This window comes from Nonomuraea sp. NPDC005650 (assembly GCF_040605375.1).
Taxonomy (GTDB): domain Bacteria; phylum Actinomycetota; class Actinomycetes; order Streptosporangiales; family Streptosporangiaceae; genus Nonomuraea.
Map to the genome: position 1 here is coordinate 78,838 of NZ_JBEXCR010000029.1, position 14,914 is coordinate 93,751.

General features: G+C 72.3%; 9 protein-coding genes. 2 read left to right on the forward strand and 7 right to left on the reverse strand.

Features of this window, described 5'->3' with window-relative positions:
• Positions 1-29: 29 nt before the first annotated feature.
• From ABZS69_RS41250 to ABZS69_RS41270, 5 genes are all read right to left on the reverse strand, one after another.
• The gene (locus ABZS69_RS41250) at positions 30-998 is read right to left on the reverse strand and encodes an ABC transporter permease (protein ID WP_355381941.1); all 969 of its coding nucleotides are present in this window, start codon (positions 996-998) and stop codon (positions 30-32) included.
• A complete protein-coding gene (locus ABZS69_RS41255; protein WP_355381943.1) occupies positions 982-2,490 on the reverse strand; it encodes a sugar ABC transporter ATP-binding protein in 1,509 nt (502 codons plus the stop codon). Before ABZS69_RS41255 ends, ABZS69_RS41250 begins: the two co-directional genes overlap by 17 nt.
• Positions 2,487-3,503 (reverse strand): LacI family DNA-binding transcriptional regulator, encoded by a 1,017-nt coding sequence (locus ABZS69_RS41260; protein WP_355381945.1) that lies wholly within the window; start codon positions 3,501-3,503, stop codon positions 2,487-2,489. The genes ABZS69_RS41255 and ABZS69_RS41260 overlap by 4 nt, the downstream gene beginning before the upstream one ends.
• Before the next feature lie 92 nt (positions 3,504-3,595).
• The gene (locus ABZS69_RS41265; RefSeq protein ID WP_355381947.1) at positions 3,596-4,660 is read right to left on the reverse strand and encodes a S8 family serine peptidase; all 1,065 of its coding nucleotides are present in this window, start codon (positions 4,658-4,660) and stop codon (positions 3,596-3,598) included.
• Between the two features lie 13 nt (positions 4,661-4,673).
• Positions 4,674-5,309, reverse strand: a complete 636-nt coding sequence (locus ABZS69_RS41270) for a hypothetical protein (RefSeq protein WP_355381949.1) — start codon at positions 5,307-5,309, stop codon at positions 4,674-4,676.
• Between the two features lie 571 nt (positions 5,310-5,880).
• On the opposite strand from ABZS69_RS41270, the gene ABZS69_RS41275 reads away from it, so the two are divergent.
• Positions 5,881-11,355, forward strand: a complete 5,475-nt coding sequence (locus tag ABZS69_RS41275; protein WP_355381951.1) for a biotin carboxylase N-terminal domain-containing protein — start codon at positions 5,881-5,883, stop codon at positions 11,353-11,355.
• A gap of 7 nt (positions 11,356-11,362) precedes the next feature.
• Here the strand turns inward: ABZS69_RS41275 and ABZS69_RS41280 are convergent, their stop codons facing one another.
• Positions 11,363-11,749 carry a VOC family protein gene (locus ABZS69_RS41280; protein WP_355381953.1) on the reverse strand — a complete coding sequence of 129 codons (387 nt, stop codon included), beginning with the start codon at positions 11,747-11,749 and terminating at the stop codon, positions 11,363-11,365.
• Between the two features lie 161 nt (positions 11,750-11,910).
• Between ABZS69_RS41280 and ABZS69_RS41285 the strand changes: the two genes are divergently transcribed.
• On the forward strand, positions 11,911-13,179 hold the full coding sequence (locus tag ABZS69_RS41285) for a LacI family DNA-binding transcriptional regulator (RefSeq protein WP_355381955.1): 1,269 nt from the start codon (positions 11,911-11,913) through the stop codon (positions 13,177-13,179).
• 59 nt (positions 13,180-13,238) lie between these two features.
• On the opposite strand, the gene ABZS69_RS41290 is transcribed toward ABZS69_RS41285, so the two are convergent.
• Positions 13,239-14,792, reverse strand: a complete 1,554-nt coding sequence (locus ABZS69_RS41290) for a glycoside hydrolase family 43 protein (RefSeq protein ID WP_355381957.1) — start codon at positions 14,790-14,792, stop codon at positions 13,239-13,241.
• Positions 14,793-14,914: the final 122 nt, after the last annotated feature.

Here is a 14,914-nt window from a genome sequence, read left to right on the forward strand (position 1 = left end):
ATTCTCTCTTACTGATCTTTACGGTGATGTCAGCGGCCGCTTCGGCGGCGCAGCGTGTCGAGCAGGACGGCCAGGGCGATCACCACGCCGATGACCACCTGCTGCCAGAAGGCCGACACCGACAGCAGGTTCAACCCGTTGCGCAGCACGGCCAGGATGAGCGCGCCGACCAGCGTGCCGAACGCCCGGCCCTTGCCGCCCGACAGGCTCGCCCCGCCGATGACCACGGCGGCGATCGCGTCCAGCTCGTAGCCGGAGGCGGCCTGCGGCTGGGCCGAGGCGAGCCGGCTGGCCAGGACGACGCCGGCCACTGCGGCGAACGCGCCGGACAGGGCGTAGGTGACGAGTTTCTGCCGGCTGACGGCGATGCCGGACAGCCGGGCGGCCTCCTCGTTGCCGCCGAGGGCGTACATCGCCCGGCCGGCGTACGTGCGGTTGAGCACGACGGCGGTGATCACGCCCATGAGCGCCATCACCAGCACGGGCACCGGCAGGAAGCCACCGACGGTGTCGCCGAGGTGGGAGACCGCCTCCGGCATCTCGATGGGGCTGCCCTGGGAGACCACCAGGGCCAGCCCGCGCGCCACGCCCAGCATGGCGAGCGTGGCGATGAACGGCGGCAGCTTGCCGTACGCGATGAGCGCGGCGTTGACCAGCCCGCATCCGATGCCGACGGCCAGCGCGACGAGCGTGGCCAGCGGCCAGGGCAGCCCGCTGTCGGCGGCCGTCCAGGCCAGCACGATCGCCGACAGGGCGGCCACGGCGCCGACGGACAGGTCGATCCCGCCCGTGATGATGACGAACGTCGAGCCGAACGCGAGGATCGCGGTGACCGCCGCCTGGACGCCCACGTTGAGCAGGTTCGTCACGGAGAGAAAGTCGCCGGACAGCAGCGACAGCGCCACGACGAGCACGACGAGCGCCGCGAGCGAGCCGTTCTCGGCCAGCAGGCTCCGGGCCGTCGGCCGTGCGGTCAGCACGTTAGTGGACACGAGCATCCTCCACCTCGGTGACGGCCAGCGCCATCACGGAGTCCTGGTTCGCCTCGGCGGCCTTCAGCTCGCCGACGAGCCTGCCTCTGGCCATGACGAGGATGCGGTCGCTCATCCCGAGGATCTCGGGCAGATCACTGGAGATCATGAGGACCGCGTGGCCGGAGGCGGTGAGCGAATTGATCAACTGGTAGATCTCGACCTTGGCGCCGACGTCGATGCCGCGCGTCGGCTCGTCGAGGATGAGCACGTTGGCGTCGGCGAGCAGCCACTTGCCGATCACGATCTTCTGCTGGTTCCCGCCCGACAGGGTGCGCACCTCCTGGCCGAGGTGGCTCATCCGCACGCCGAGCTGGTCGGCCACCCGCGCGGCGGCCTTGCGCTGTCCGGCCCGGTCGACGAACCCGCCGTGGCTGGCGCCGCGCAGGGTGACCAGGCCCAGGTTCTCGGCGATGTCGGCGCCCAGGACGAGCCCCTGGCCCTTGCGGTCCTCGGGGACTAGGCCGAGCCCGGCCTCCATGGCGGCGCGCACGTCGCCGCGGGGCAGCCGCCGGCCGCGTACCAGCACCTCGCCCGAGTCGGGGGCGTCGGCGCCGAACACGGCCCTGGCCACCTCGGTGCGGCCCGCGCCGACCAGCCCGGCCAGGCCGACGACCTCGCCGGCCCGCACCTCGAACGACACGCCGGAGAACGCGCCGGCCCGGCCCAGGTCGCGCACCTGCAGCAGCGGCTCGCCGGCCGTGGCGGCCTGGCGCGGGTACTGCTGGTCGATGGGCCGGCCCACCATGAGCCGGATCAGCTCCTCCTCGGGCGTGCCGGCCGGCACCTGGGCCACGGAGCGGCCGTCGCGCAGCACGGTCACCCGGTCGCCGATCTGGGCGATCTCCTCCAGGTGGTGGGTGATGAACACGACCGCGACGCCCCGCTCGCGCAGCTGCCCGACCAGGTCGAACAGGCGCCGAACCTCGCTGGTGGTGAGCACGGCGGTGGGCTCGTCCATGATGAGGACGCGGGCGTCGAGCGCGAGCGCCTTGGCGATCTCGACCATCTGCATCTGCGCGATGCCCAGGTCGGCGACGCGCGTGCGCGGGTCGACGCCGACGCCCACCTGGTCGAGCATGCCGCGGGCCTGCTCGTGCATGCGCCGCGTGTCGACGAACCCGAAGCGGCGCGGCGGCCGGCCCAGGGCGAGGTTCTCGCCCACGGTCAGCTGCGGGACCAGGTTGAACTCCTGGTAGATCGTGGCGATGCCGAGCCGCTGGGCGTCAGTGGCGGTCCTGATCGCGACCGGCTCGCCGTCGACGAGGATGCGGCCGCCGTCGGGCTGGTAGGCGCCGGACAGCATCTTGATGAGCGTGCTCTTGCCGGCGCCGTTCTCGCCGAGCAGGACGTGCACCTCGCCCGCGCGCAGGTCGAAGTCGACGCCGTCGAGCGCCACCACGCCGGGGAACCTCTTGCCGAGACCCTCCACGCGCAGGATCTCCCGTGCCTGGCTCACGAGCGGCCTTCCTTCCTCATGCCCGTCTCCCCGCACGACTCGCGTGCCACGAGCGTCGCGGGCAGCACCACCGACTCGGCGCCCCGGCCGTCCAGCACGTCGAGGATCACCCGGACCGCGCGCCGGCCCAGCTCCGCGGTGGGCTGGCTGATCGCGGTGATGCGGGGGTGCACGTGGTTGAACCACGGCACGTCGTCGAAGGAGGCCAATGCGACGTCGCCGGGGATGTTCAGGCCGCGCTCGTGGATCTCGTCGAGCGCGCCGAGCGCCATGAGGTTGTCGCCCAGGAAGATCGCCTGCGGGGGTTCGGGCAGGTCGAGCAGCTCGGAGGTGATCCGCTGGCCGCTGCCGGCGCGGAAGTCGCCGACGCGCACGTACTCCGGGGGGATCTCAAGGCCGTGCTCGGCCGCCGCGCGCAGGAACGCCTCCGTGCGCTCGCGCCCGGTGGACAGGGTGCTCGGCCCGGACACGAACGCGATCCGCCGGTGCCCGAGGGCGCGCAGGTGGGCGACCAGCTCGGCGATGGCGGTGCTGCCGTCGGCCCGGACCGACGGCACCTCCACGCCGCTGAGCGTCCGGTCGAGGAAGACCAGCGGGCGCTCTCCCCGGCTGACCTCCTCCACCAGGGGCGTCACCTCGGCGGTGGGGCAGATCAGCAGCCCGTCGACCCGCCGCTCCAGCAGGGTGCGCACGTAGTGGTCCTGCTGGTCGGGCCGCTCGTCGGCGTTGCCGATGATCACGGTGTAGCCGGCCGCGCGTGCCTCGTCCTCCACCGCCCGCGCCAGCTCGGCGAAGAACGGGTTGAGGATGTCGCCGATGATCAGCCCGAGCGTCCTGGTGGCCTCGGTACGCAGGGACCTGGCCACGGCGTTGGGCCGGTAGTTCAGCGCGGCCATCGCGTCGTGGACCCGGTTGCGCGTCTCCTCGGTGACGGACGGGTTGTCGTTGAGCACCCGGGAGACCGTCGCGACGGAGACGCCCGCCTGCGCGGCGACATCCTTGATTCGAGCCACCTGACCTCCATGTAATCGGTTTCATGAGGGTATGTAATCGGTTACATGATTGGAAACAATAGGCGGTGTGATTCAGGTCACACTTCCGGGGCTCAGAACTTGATCCACCATCCGTCCAGGTAACCCGTGTCGCCCGCGGTGACGTCCTCGACGCGTAACGTCCACGTCCCGTTCGCCGGTGAGGCGCTGCCGTCCACCGGATAGGTCTCCCAGATCACGTCGCCGTTGTCCTGGGGCGCGGGCAGGCGGAGCTTGTACACCATGCCGTTCGGGCTGATCAGGTCGAGCTTCGGATCGCCCACCCAGGGGTGCTTGACGGGGACCCAGACGTGCAGTCGCGCGGGCCCCTTGTCGAGGATGCCGCTCACGTTGATCGGCGAGTCCACCCTGCCCCGGTCGGGGATGGCGTGGTCGTCCAGGTTGGCGAAGTACGGCGGCCAGACGGCCCCCGGATCCGTCGGCTGGGGGAGCGCGGCGCCGTCCAGCCGGAGCCGGGGCGTGGTGGCGCCGGTGTAGGTGATCGGCTTGCCCGTGGTCTTCATGGCCGACTCCAGCTCCGCGATGCTCGCCTGGGGGAAGGCCTGGCGGAGCACGGCCAGCGCGCCGCTCACGTGGGGAGCCGCCATCGAGGTGCCGCTCAGCGGCGCCCACCCGTCACCGGGCACCGAGGAGACGATCGACGTCCCGGGAGCGAAGAGGTCCAACAGGGGGCCGCGGTTGCTGAAGGTGGACACCGTGTCGTCGTCGGTGGTGCAGCCCACCGTGATGGCCGAGGGCACGCAGCCTGGCGCGCTCACCGCGTCGCCGTACCCGTTGTTCCCGGCCGCCACCACCGTCGCCACCCCGGCCGCCAGGAGGCCGTCGATGGCCTGCTTGCGCGGATCGGTGTCGCACGACACGGTGTACCGGCCGCTGCCCAGGCTCAGGTTGGCGGCCACCAGCGGCGTACCGGCCTCCTTCAGTCGCAGGACCTTCTCCAGGCCCGCCACCTGGGCGCTGGTGAAGCTCAGCACGCACGGCGCGGCGCCCGCGCCGCAGAAGTCCTCCGACGTGAACTTGCTGAACACCTGTACGGCGACCAGGCTCGCGCCGGGCGCGACACCGGCCGGCGGGGCTCCGCTCACGCCCTGGCCGTTGCCGACGGCGATCCCGGCCACATGCGTGCCGTGATCACAGTCGAGCCGGGTCCGCGCAGGCCCCCTGCTCGGAGTCGGCCGCCCCGGGGCCCTCCTGCTGGGCGGCGCCGTTGGGGCACAGGCTGGTGGCGGAGTAGTCGGCGTCGACAGGGGAGAAGCAGGCCTCGCCGATCACCCGCCCGCCCAGGAAGGGGTGGCCGGTCGCGACCCCGGTGTCCAGTACGGCCACCGCGCTGCCCGCGCCGGTCAGCCCCGCGGCCCGGGTGCGGTCCCCGCCGATCAGCGGGACACTCTCGGCCAGCGCGGGCGGCACCGGGCGGTCCTCCGACACGCTCACGACACCCGGCCGCGTGGCCAGCCGGTCCAGCGCCGCCGCGTCGACACGTAAGGTCACCATGGGGAACCGCGACAACGTCTGCAGCACCTGACCGGCGCTCGCCGCGTCGGGCAGGTCGGCTCTGGTCCTGGTGACGACGTTCACCCTGATCCTGCCGGCGGCGGCGGCCCGCGTGCGTAATTCCGGCTCCACCGACGGGGGCGCGGACGTGGCCTGCCCGTCCAGATCCGCCGGCGCGGCGTGGGCCGGTGCGCTCGCGATCGCCGTGGCCGCCAGGGCCATGACGACGCCCGAGACGAGCAGGAGCGGCACCGCGGATGTTAATCGGCGCAACCGAGCCTCCTAAATGAGTCGGTGATTTGATCACCTGGACAGTAAATGATCGCAAAGCGCCCGACAAGGGTCTGGACAGGCATTCAGGACGGTGCTCAAATCGCATACGAAGCCGCACCTTCGTGCCCGGCATGAGCCCCGATCGGTGCAGTTCGCGGCCGTAACCGACGGCTCGTCCGTCGCGCCGGAAATCTCGCGTCGTGCCAGCTCAGAAGCCTTGTATCGAATGGGCCGTCAAAGTTCCGAAGAGTCCGCCAGAAGGTTTTTATAAGAGCTTTATGGTGGCCGTATAGTGTTTCTGTGGTGGGCGCTCGGATAATTGCCGAGATGTAATTCTCGCCAATTCGGCGGGCCAGTGCTCCGGGTACGTCCCCGCCGGGTCGTCACGGGGCCGCCGGGGTGGTGTGGCTCGGGCGACCTTTTGTGGGGTTCCCACAACGCAGCCCCTCCGCCATGAGCGATGCGGGCCATGGTGCAGCGGGTGGCGATCGAGCAGGGTGTAGAAAGGTGCAGGCGGCGTTCCGGGATCCCGGGCGTCGCCTTTGTGCGTGAGTATGGGGAGGCTCAACCGGTGTTCAGTCGTGTCGCCATCGTCAATCGTGGAGAGGCCGCGATGCGGCTCATCCACGCCGTCCGGGACCTCTGCGCGGAGACCGGGGAGCGGATCGAGACGGTGGCCCTCTACACCGACGCCGACCGCACCGCGACCTTCGTCCGCGAAGCGGACCTCGCCTACCCGCTGGGGCCCGCCTCCGCCCGCCCCTACCTCGACCACGCCGTCCTGGAGCGGGCGCTGGTGGAGACCGGGGCCGACGCCGCGTGGGTCGGGTGGGGGTTCGTCGCCGAGGACCCGGCGTTCGCCGAGCTGTGCGAGAAGATCGGCGTCACCTTCGTCGGGCCGAGCGCGGATGCGATGCGCAAGCTCGGCGACAAGATCGGCGCCAAGCTCATCGCCGAGAAGGTCGGCGTCCCCGTCGCGCCGTGGAGCCGCGGCGAGGTCGCCACCCTGGAGGACGCGCTGCGCGCCGGCGAGGCGATCGGCTACCCGCTGATGCTCAAGGCGACCGCGGGCGGCGGCGGGCGCGGCATCCGCATGGTCGCCTCGAAGGAGGACCTGGCCGACGCGTATGAGCGCACCAGCCAGGAGGCGCTGCGCGCGTTCGGCTCCGGCGTGGTCTTCCTGGAGCGCCTGGTCACCGGCGCCCGCCACGTCGAGGTCCAGGTCATCGCCGACGGGCAGGGCACCGCGTGGGCGCTGGGCGTGCGCGACTGCTCGGTGCAGCGGCGCAACCAGAAGGTCATCGAGGAGTCCGCCTCCCCCGTGCTGGGGGCCGAGCAGACGGCCGAGCTCAAGGCGTCGGCCGAGCGGCTCGCCGTGGAGGTCGCCTACCGCGGCGCCTGCACCGTCGAGTTCCTCTACCACCCCGGCGAGAAGCTGTTCGCCTTCCTTGAGGTCAACACGCGCCTGCAGGTCGAGCACCCGATCACGGAGATCACCACCGGCACCGACCTCGTACGGCTGCAGCTGCACGTCGCGAACGGCGGGAAGCTGACAGGCCCCCAGCCGGCCGAGGCCGGCCACGCCGTCGAGGCCCGGCTCAACGCCGAGGACCCCGACCGCGACTTCGCGCCCGCCCCCGGCCGCATCGCGCGCCTGGCGCTGCCCGCCGGGCCCGGCATCCGCGTGGACACCGGCGTCAGCGAGGGCGACACCATCCCGGCCGACTTCGACTCGATGATCGCGAAGATCATCGCCTACGGCAGCGACCGCGAGCAGGCGCTGGGCCGGCTGCGCCGCGCGATGGCCGAGACCACGGTGATCATCGAGGGCGGCGCCACCAACAAGAGCTTCGTGCTCGACCTGCTCGACCAGCCCGAGGTGATCGACGCGAGCGCCGACACCGGCTGGATCGACCGCGTGCGCGCCAAGGGCCGCCTGGTCAGCCACCGGCACTCCGCGATCGCCCTGGCCGCCGCCGCGATCGAGGCCTACCAGGACGAGGAGGAGGTCGGCCGCCGGCGGCTGCTGTCCACCGCGCACGGCGGTCGTCCGCAGGTGCAGCACGACTCGGGCCGTCCGCTGGACCTCAAGCTCCGCGGCGCCGGCTACCGGGTGAGCGTGGCCCGGGTCGGGCACCGGCGCTTCCGCGTCGGGATCTCCGGCGGCGGCGAGGCGCACCCGGCGCACGTCGAGGTGGAGCGGTTCGACGCGCACAGCGGCCAGATCGTGGTCAACGGCCGCCGGTTCCGGGTGGTGTCGGCCACGCACGGGCCGATCCACCTGGTCGAGGTCGACGGCGTGACACACCGGATCAGCCGCGACGAGGGCGGTGTCGTCCGCTCGCCCGCGCCCGCGCTGGTGGTCGCGACGCCGCTGTCGGCCGGCGACGAGGTCGAGCCGGGCGCGCCGATCCTGGTGCTGGAGAGCATGAAGATGGAGACGGTGCTGCGCGCGCCGTTCCGCGCCCGCGTCCGCGAGTGCCCGGTGTCGGTGGGCAGCCAGGTCGAGACCGGCGCGCCGCTGATGCGCCTGGAGCCCCTCGCCGACGAGGGCCCAGAAGAGGAGTCCGCGGGTGTCGTCGAGATCGACCTGCCCGCCGAGCCCGGCCTGTCCGCGGCCGACCGGGTCGAGCGCGGCCTGCAGGACCTGCGCGGTCTGCTGCTCGGCTTCGACGGCGCCCCGGACGAGCGCGGCCGGGCGCTGTCGGCGTACGTGGCCGCGCGCGCCGAGCTGGGCGAGCAGCCGATCGAGGGCGAGCTCGACCTGCTCACCGTGTTCGCCGACCTGGCCGAGCTGAGCCGCAACAAGCCGGGCGGCGCGCTCGACGTCGAGCCGGGCAGCCCCGTGCACAGCCCGCGCGAGTTCTTCCACAGCTACCTGCAGAGCCTCGACGTCGAGCGCGCCGGCGTCACCCAGAGCTTCCAGGCCAAGCTCGCCAGGGTCTTCGCCCACTACGGCGTCGACGACCTCGACCGCACGCCGGAGCTGGAGGCCGCGGTCTTCCGGATCTTCCTGGCCCAGCAGCAGATGAGCAAGGCCGTCGCGATCGTCTCGGAGCTGCTGCGCCAGTGGCTGGCCGGCCCGCCGCCGGTCGAGCCGCTCGGCGAGCGCGCCGGGCTCGCCCTGGAGCACCTGGTCGAGGCCACGCAGGTGCGCTTCCCCACGGTGTCCGACCTGGCCCGCGGCGTGGTGTTCCGCTGGTACGCCCAGCCGCTGCTGCGCCGCAACCGCGCCAAGGTCTACGCCGCCGTACGCGACGACCTGCGCTACCTGGACGCCAACCCCGACGCGCCGGACCGCGCCGAGCGGATCCAGGCCATGGTGGCCGGCTCCGAGCCGCTCGTCCGGCTGATCGGCCAGCGCATCGGCCGCCACGGGCGGGATCACGCGCCGCTCCTGGAGGTGCTGATCCGCCGCTACTACGGCAACCGAGGGCTGTCCGAGGTCACCGCGAGCGAGGCCGCGGGTTGCCGGTTCGTCACCGCCGAGCACACCGGCGCGGCCGGGGTGTCCCGCGTGGTCGCCACCGCGGTCGACATCGCCGCCCTGCCCGACGCCATCGGCGCCCTCGACACGTTCGCGGCTGAGGGCGCGGCCGGGCGTGGTCTGGTCGGTGACCTTTATGTCACGTGGGAGGACCAGCCGGACGCCGACGCGATGGCGGCGCGGATCGGCGAGCTCCTCGCCGAGCACTCGCGGCCCGCGGGCGTCAGCCGGATCACCACCACCGTCGTCGGCACCAGCGGCGCCGTGATGCACCACCACTTCACCTTCCGCCCCGAGGGCGCGGGCTTCGCCGAAGACCGGCTGATCCGCGGCCTGCACCCGCAGATCGCCGAGCGCCTGCAGCTGCAGCGGCTGCGCGAGTTCGACCTCACCCGGCTGCCGTCCGCCGACGAGGAGATCTACCTGTTCAAGGCCGTGGCGCGCAGCAACCCGGCCGACGAGCGGCTCATCGCGATGGGCCAGGTCCGCGACCTGACGCCGCTGCGCGAGGCCGACGGCAGGCTGGTCGCGCTGCCAGCCGTGGAGGACGCGCTCACCGCGGGCCTCGACGCGATCCGCAACATCCAGGCGCAGCGCCCCCAGAACAAGCGCTTCGACACCAACCGGATCATGATGTACGTCTGGCCGTCGACCGAGCTGTCCACCGACGAGCTCAACATGCTGGTCCAGCGCATCCTGCCGACCACGGCGGGCGCGGGGCTGGAGGAGGTCCAGTTCGTGGCCCGCCAGCGCACCGCCTCCGGCGAACTGGCCGAGGTCGCCGTGCGGATCACCCTCGACCCGGGCCACGGCGCGACCCTGGACGTGGGCAAGCCGTCTACGGAGCCGGTCCAGCCGCTGGACGACTACCGCCAGAAGGTGCTGCGCGCGGCCCGGCGCGGCAACGTCTACCCGTACGAGCTGACCGGCCTGCTCACCGGGCCGGAGGGCGGCTTCGTCGAGCACGACCTCGACGCCCACGGCACGCTCGTGCCGGTGGAGCGGCCCAAGGGGAAGAACTCCGCGGCGATCGTGGCGGGCGTCGTCACGACGCCGACCGAGCGCCACCCCGAAGGCATCACCCGCGTGGTCCTGATCGGCGACCCGACGAAGGCGCTGGGCGCGCTGTCGGAGCCCGAGTGCTCGCGGGTGATCGCCGCCCTCGACCTCGCCGAGCGGATGCGGGTCCCCCTGGAGTGGTACGCGCTGTCGGCCGGCGCGCGGATCTCGATGACCTCGGGCACCGAGAACATGGACTGGGTCGCCGCGGCGCTCAAGCGGATCGTCACCTTCACCCAGGGTGGCGGCGAGATCAACATCGTGGTCGCCGGGATCACCGTCGGCGCCCAGCCGTACTGGAACGCCGAGGCGACGATGCTCATGCACACCAAGGGCATCCTGGTGATGACGCCGGACTCGGCGATGGTGCTCACCGGCAAGCAGTCACTCGACTTCTCCGGCGGCGTGTCGGCCGAGGACAACTTCGGCATCGGCGGCTACGACCGCGTCATGGGGCCGAACGGCCAGGCGCAGTACTGGGCGCCCAACCTGCCGGCCGCTCGCGACGTGCTCATGGCGCACTACGACCACACCTACGTCGTGCCCGGCGAGACGGGGCCGCGGCGGGCCCGCACCGGCGACCCGTTCGACCGCGACATCTCCGGGTTCCCGCACGAGATCGCCGGCAGCGACTTCGCCACCGTCGGCCAGATCTTCTCCGCGGAGCTCAACCCCGACCGCAAGAAGCCGTTCGACATCCGCACGGTGATGCGCGCCGTGTCCGACCAGGACCACCCGGTGCTGGAGCGCTGGGCGGGCATGGCCGACGCGGAGACGTCCGCGGTGCAGGACGTGCACATCGGCGGCCGGCCGGTCTGCCTGATCGGCATCGAGTCACGGTCGGTGCCGCGGCGCGGCTTCCCGCCCACGGACGGGCCCGACACCTACACCGCGGGCACGCTGTTCCCGCGCTCGTCGAAGAAGACCGCGCGGGCGATCAACTCCGCGTCCGGCAACCGGCCGCTGGTGGTGCTGGCCAATCTGTCCGGGTTCGACGGCTCGCCGGAGTCGATGCGCAAGCTCCAGCTGGAGTACGGCGCGGAGATCGGCCGGGCGATCGTCAACTTCGAGGGCCCGATCGTGTTCTGCGTGATCTCCCGCTACCACGGGGGCGCGTTCGTGGTGTTCTCCAAGGCGCTCAACCCGAACATGACCGTGCTGGCGCTGGAGGGCTCGTTCGCCTCGGTGCTCGGCGGCGCCCCGGCGGCGGCCGTGGTGTTCTCCGGCGAGGTGAACAACCGCACCGCGACCGACCCGCGGGTGACCGAGCTGCAGACGCGGGTCTCGGCGGCCAGCGGCGCGGAGCGGGCGGTGCTCAACGCCCAGCTCGCGGAGGTGCAGTCGGCCGTGCGGGCGGAGAAGCTCGGGGAGGTGGCCGCGGAGTTCGACCGGGTGCACAGCATCCAGCGCGCGGTCGAGGTCGGCTCGGTCGACGCGATCATCCGCGCCGCCGAGCTGCGCCCGCGGATCATCGAGGCGATCGAGCGCGCGATGAGCTGACCATCCGTCAGCGGGGGTCGCGGCGCAGCGGATGATCGGACGGCACCTCGACCAGCACGATGCGATGCCCGTCGGGGTCCTCGATCCACAGCTCGATGAGGCCCCACGGCTCCAGCCGCGCCTCGCGCACCACCGTGACCCCCGCGTCCCGGAGCCGTCCCTCCTCCTGCGCCACGTCGCGTACCTGCAGCCACAGCGACAGCCCTGAGACGGCCCCGTCGTCGGAGTGCCCGGAGATCTCCAGGAACCCCTGGCCGAGGAAGAAGACCACGCCCGGGTGGTCGGCGGGGCCGAACTCGCGATAGACGGCCAGGCCCAGCGTCTCGCGGTAGAAGCCGAGGCTGCGGGTGAGATCCTTCGGCCGCAGCAGCACTCGATTGCTCAGCACCTCCATCCCCGACCTGTTCCCTGTCTGACCGGTGGAAACGCCTGCTCGCCGCCGCGGGCTCGGGTTGGCGGGCCACCCCGAACCCGCGGTGGCTCGCGGCGAGCTCAGCCGATGGGGAGGAGCACCGCCGAAGGGTGCCGCGGGTTCCCAAAGCGAGCCGGCGCACCGTGACCACCTCCGACGGCGGCCGGCTGCCGCTCCGGGTCTTCCCGCCGCCGGACGGGCGTGCGCCGGGTCGCCACGGCGCGAAAGAGTTCACGGGCGACTCCGATGCCATGACCTCCTGGGGCGGGAGCGCCCTGCGGATGTGGCACCATCGAATCGGCACCGCGGCGCGCGGCAACCGGGCGCGGGCGGGTCGCCCGCGCTGCTCGCGCAGACGGGGCCAGTACGGTGGAGGCCGGGAAGCGAAGGACATGAATCGGGCACCAGGCATGGTGGATGTGGCACGCGAGGCGGGCGTGTCGCACGTGACCGTCTCCCGCGTCCTCAACGACCACCCCTCCGTCCGCCCGGAGACCCGGGCTCGCGTCGAGGCCGCCATCGAGAAGCTCGGCTATCGCCGTAACAGCGTCGCCCGCGCGCTCAAGAGCCGCCGTTCCTCGACGATCGGGGTGGTGCTCGCCGGGGCCGAGCTGTACGAGCTGCCTCGCATCCTGCGGGGCGTGCAGACGGCGGCGCAGCGGGCCGGCTACTGGGTCAATCTGGCCAGCTGGCAGGGCGGCACCACCAGAGACCTGGCCGAGACCCTGCAGCGGCTCACCGACCAGGCGGTCGAGGCCATCGCGGTCATCGCCGACCGGCCCATGGTGATGGACGCCCTGGCCGACATCGTGACCGGCGTGCCGATGACGGTCGTCATGTCCGGCAATGTGCCCAACCCGGACGTCGGCTTCGTCGAGCTCGACCAGGAGCTGGGCGCGCGCCTCGCCGTACGGCACCTGGTGGAGCTGGGGCATCGCCGCATCGTCCACCTGACCGGCGCGCTGCGCACCTTCGACGCCCGAGCCCGCGTCGAGGGCTGGCGGGCCGCGCTGAATGAGGCGCCGGAGGCCGGCGGCGAGTTCTTCGAGGGCGACTTCACCGGCAACAGCGGCTACCGGCTGGCCCACTACCTCGTCACCCGCCGCACCGGCGAGCCGCCGACGGCGATCTTTGCCGGCAACGACCAGATGGCCATGGGGGTGCTGGCGGCCTTCGCCGAGCTCGGCGTGAAGGTGCCCGGCGACGTCTCGCTCGTCGGTTTCGACGACATCGCGGGAGCGGCCTATCAGGTGCCCGCGCTGACCACGGTCCGTCAGGACTTCGTCGCTCTCGGCACGCGCTCCATCGAGCAGGTGCTGCGCATGATGCAGGGCGAGTCGGCCTCGTGCGAGCGGATCGCTCCCGAGCTCGTGATCCGGCGCAGCACAGCGCCACCCAAGCCACCGCGCTAGGCACAGCACGCCGCCCCCAAGCCGCCCCCGCCAGGCGCAGCGCCGCCCGAGCTGCGCCGCTAGCCGGCCGTTTCGGGGTCGGGCTGGTATTCGAACCAGTGGACCCGCGCCCGCCCGTCGCTCGCCTGGCCGTTGCCGGTGGCGTACAGACCCAGATAGACCCCGACGAAACCGCCCGCGCGCTCGGTGCTGAAGAAGGACCGTTCGATCGTGGCCAGGCTGATCCACTGCGCCGCGGTGAGATCCCTGACGCGGAAGGTGTAGCCGGCCTCGTCTCCGTCGACCGCCAGCAGCACCTCGCCGGTCGAGACCGGGACCGAGGCCCGGCGGGTGCTCGCGCCCGCCTCCCGGACCGTCAGCACGACCTGCGCCTGCCCGTCGTCGTCCACGGTGAGGGCGAGCGTGGCGTGGTGGTCCTGGTGCTGGAAGACGGCCAGGCCGGCCTCTTCCGACGGGTGCGCCGCGGCGAAGCCGATCCGGGTCCGCGCGCCGAAGCGGACGTGCTGCTGGCGCCGGCCGAGGAAGGCCGGTACGCCGGTGGAGCTGAGGGGCTCGGGGGCGAGGTCGATGTCGAGCCCGGAGCCGTCGGCCGTGGGCCTGACGCGGTCGCCGGCGGGACCGCGCAGGCTGTTCCACTCCAGGCCGCCGAAGTGCGCCCGTCCGGCCGGTACGGCGGTGTCGTCGTCCGGCTGGCTGGACGCGATCGACGGGAGTCGCTCCGACAGTCGCACGGCTCCCGATTCGGGGGCGAAGACGGGCCCGCGGGCGGTCCAGGTCACGGGCACGAGGAAGACCTCCCTGCCCAGCGTGTGGGTGCCCGCGATCGGCCGCACCCCGAGCGTCACCGCCCACCACTCGCCGACGGGCGTGTCCACCAGGTCGGCGTGGCCGACGTTGTGGATGGGTTCGCCCGGGCCGCGGTGCCGGTGGGTCAGCAGGGGGCTGCGCGGGTCGGTGACGTAGGGCCCGGTGACGGTGTCGGAACGCGCCGCGGTGACGCTGTGGTTGCTCTCGGTGCCGCCTTCCGCGGCGATCAGGTGGTACACCCCGTTGCGTTTGTACAGGTGCGGCGCCTCCACCCACGCCCCGCGCACCGCGCCCTGCCACAGCACGTGAGTGGGGCCGACGAGCTTGAGCCGGTCCAGGTCGAGTTCGCGCATCCACAACTCGCCGGGACCGCCCTGGACCGCGTCGCGGCAGGCGGTGAGCCAGCACCGGCCGTCGTCGAAGAACAGCGACGGGTCGATGCCCTCGGCCTCCAGCGGGACGGGGTCCGACCACGGCCCGGCGGGGTCGTCGGCGGTCACGACGAAGGTGAGGCTGCCCTGCCGGTTCACGGCCAGCGTGGAGACCACGTAGAAGGTGCCGTCGTGGTGGCGGATGGTCGGCGCCCAGACGCCGTCGGAGACGTCCAGGCCCTCCAGCGCGAGCAGCCCGGGCCGGTCCAGCACATGCGTGAGCTGACGCCAATGCACCAGGTCACGGCTGTGGAAGAGGGGGAGTCCTGGAAAATAGGTGAATGACGAGGTGACCAGGTAGAAGTCCTCGCCGACCCGGCAGATCGACGCGTCCGGATAGCACCCGGGCAGGACCGGGTTGCGGAAAGCAGGCACGGGGGGCTCCGAGAGATCTCACAAAGAGGGGGCTTGACAGGATGACAACGTTAACATCAGGTTAGATCCCAACGCACGACCCCGGCATTCCCGCCGAGGCGCACCACCCCTCGCCCAGGAGA

What these genes read in the sequence shown, in the direction of transcription:
- ABZS69_RS41250 (WP_355381941.1), bottom strand. Translation starts at nt 998, where the DNA reads ATGCTCGTGTCCACTAACGTGCTGACCGCACGGCCGACGGCCCGGAGC.
- ABZS69_RS41280 (WP_355381953.1), bottom strand. Translation starts at nt 11,749, where the DNA reads ATGGAGGTGCTGAGCAATCGAGTGCTGCTGCGGCCGAAGGATCTCACC.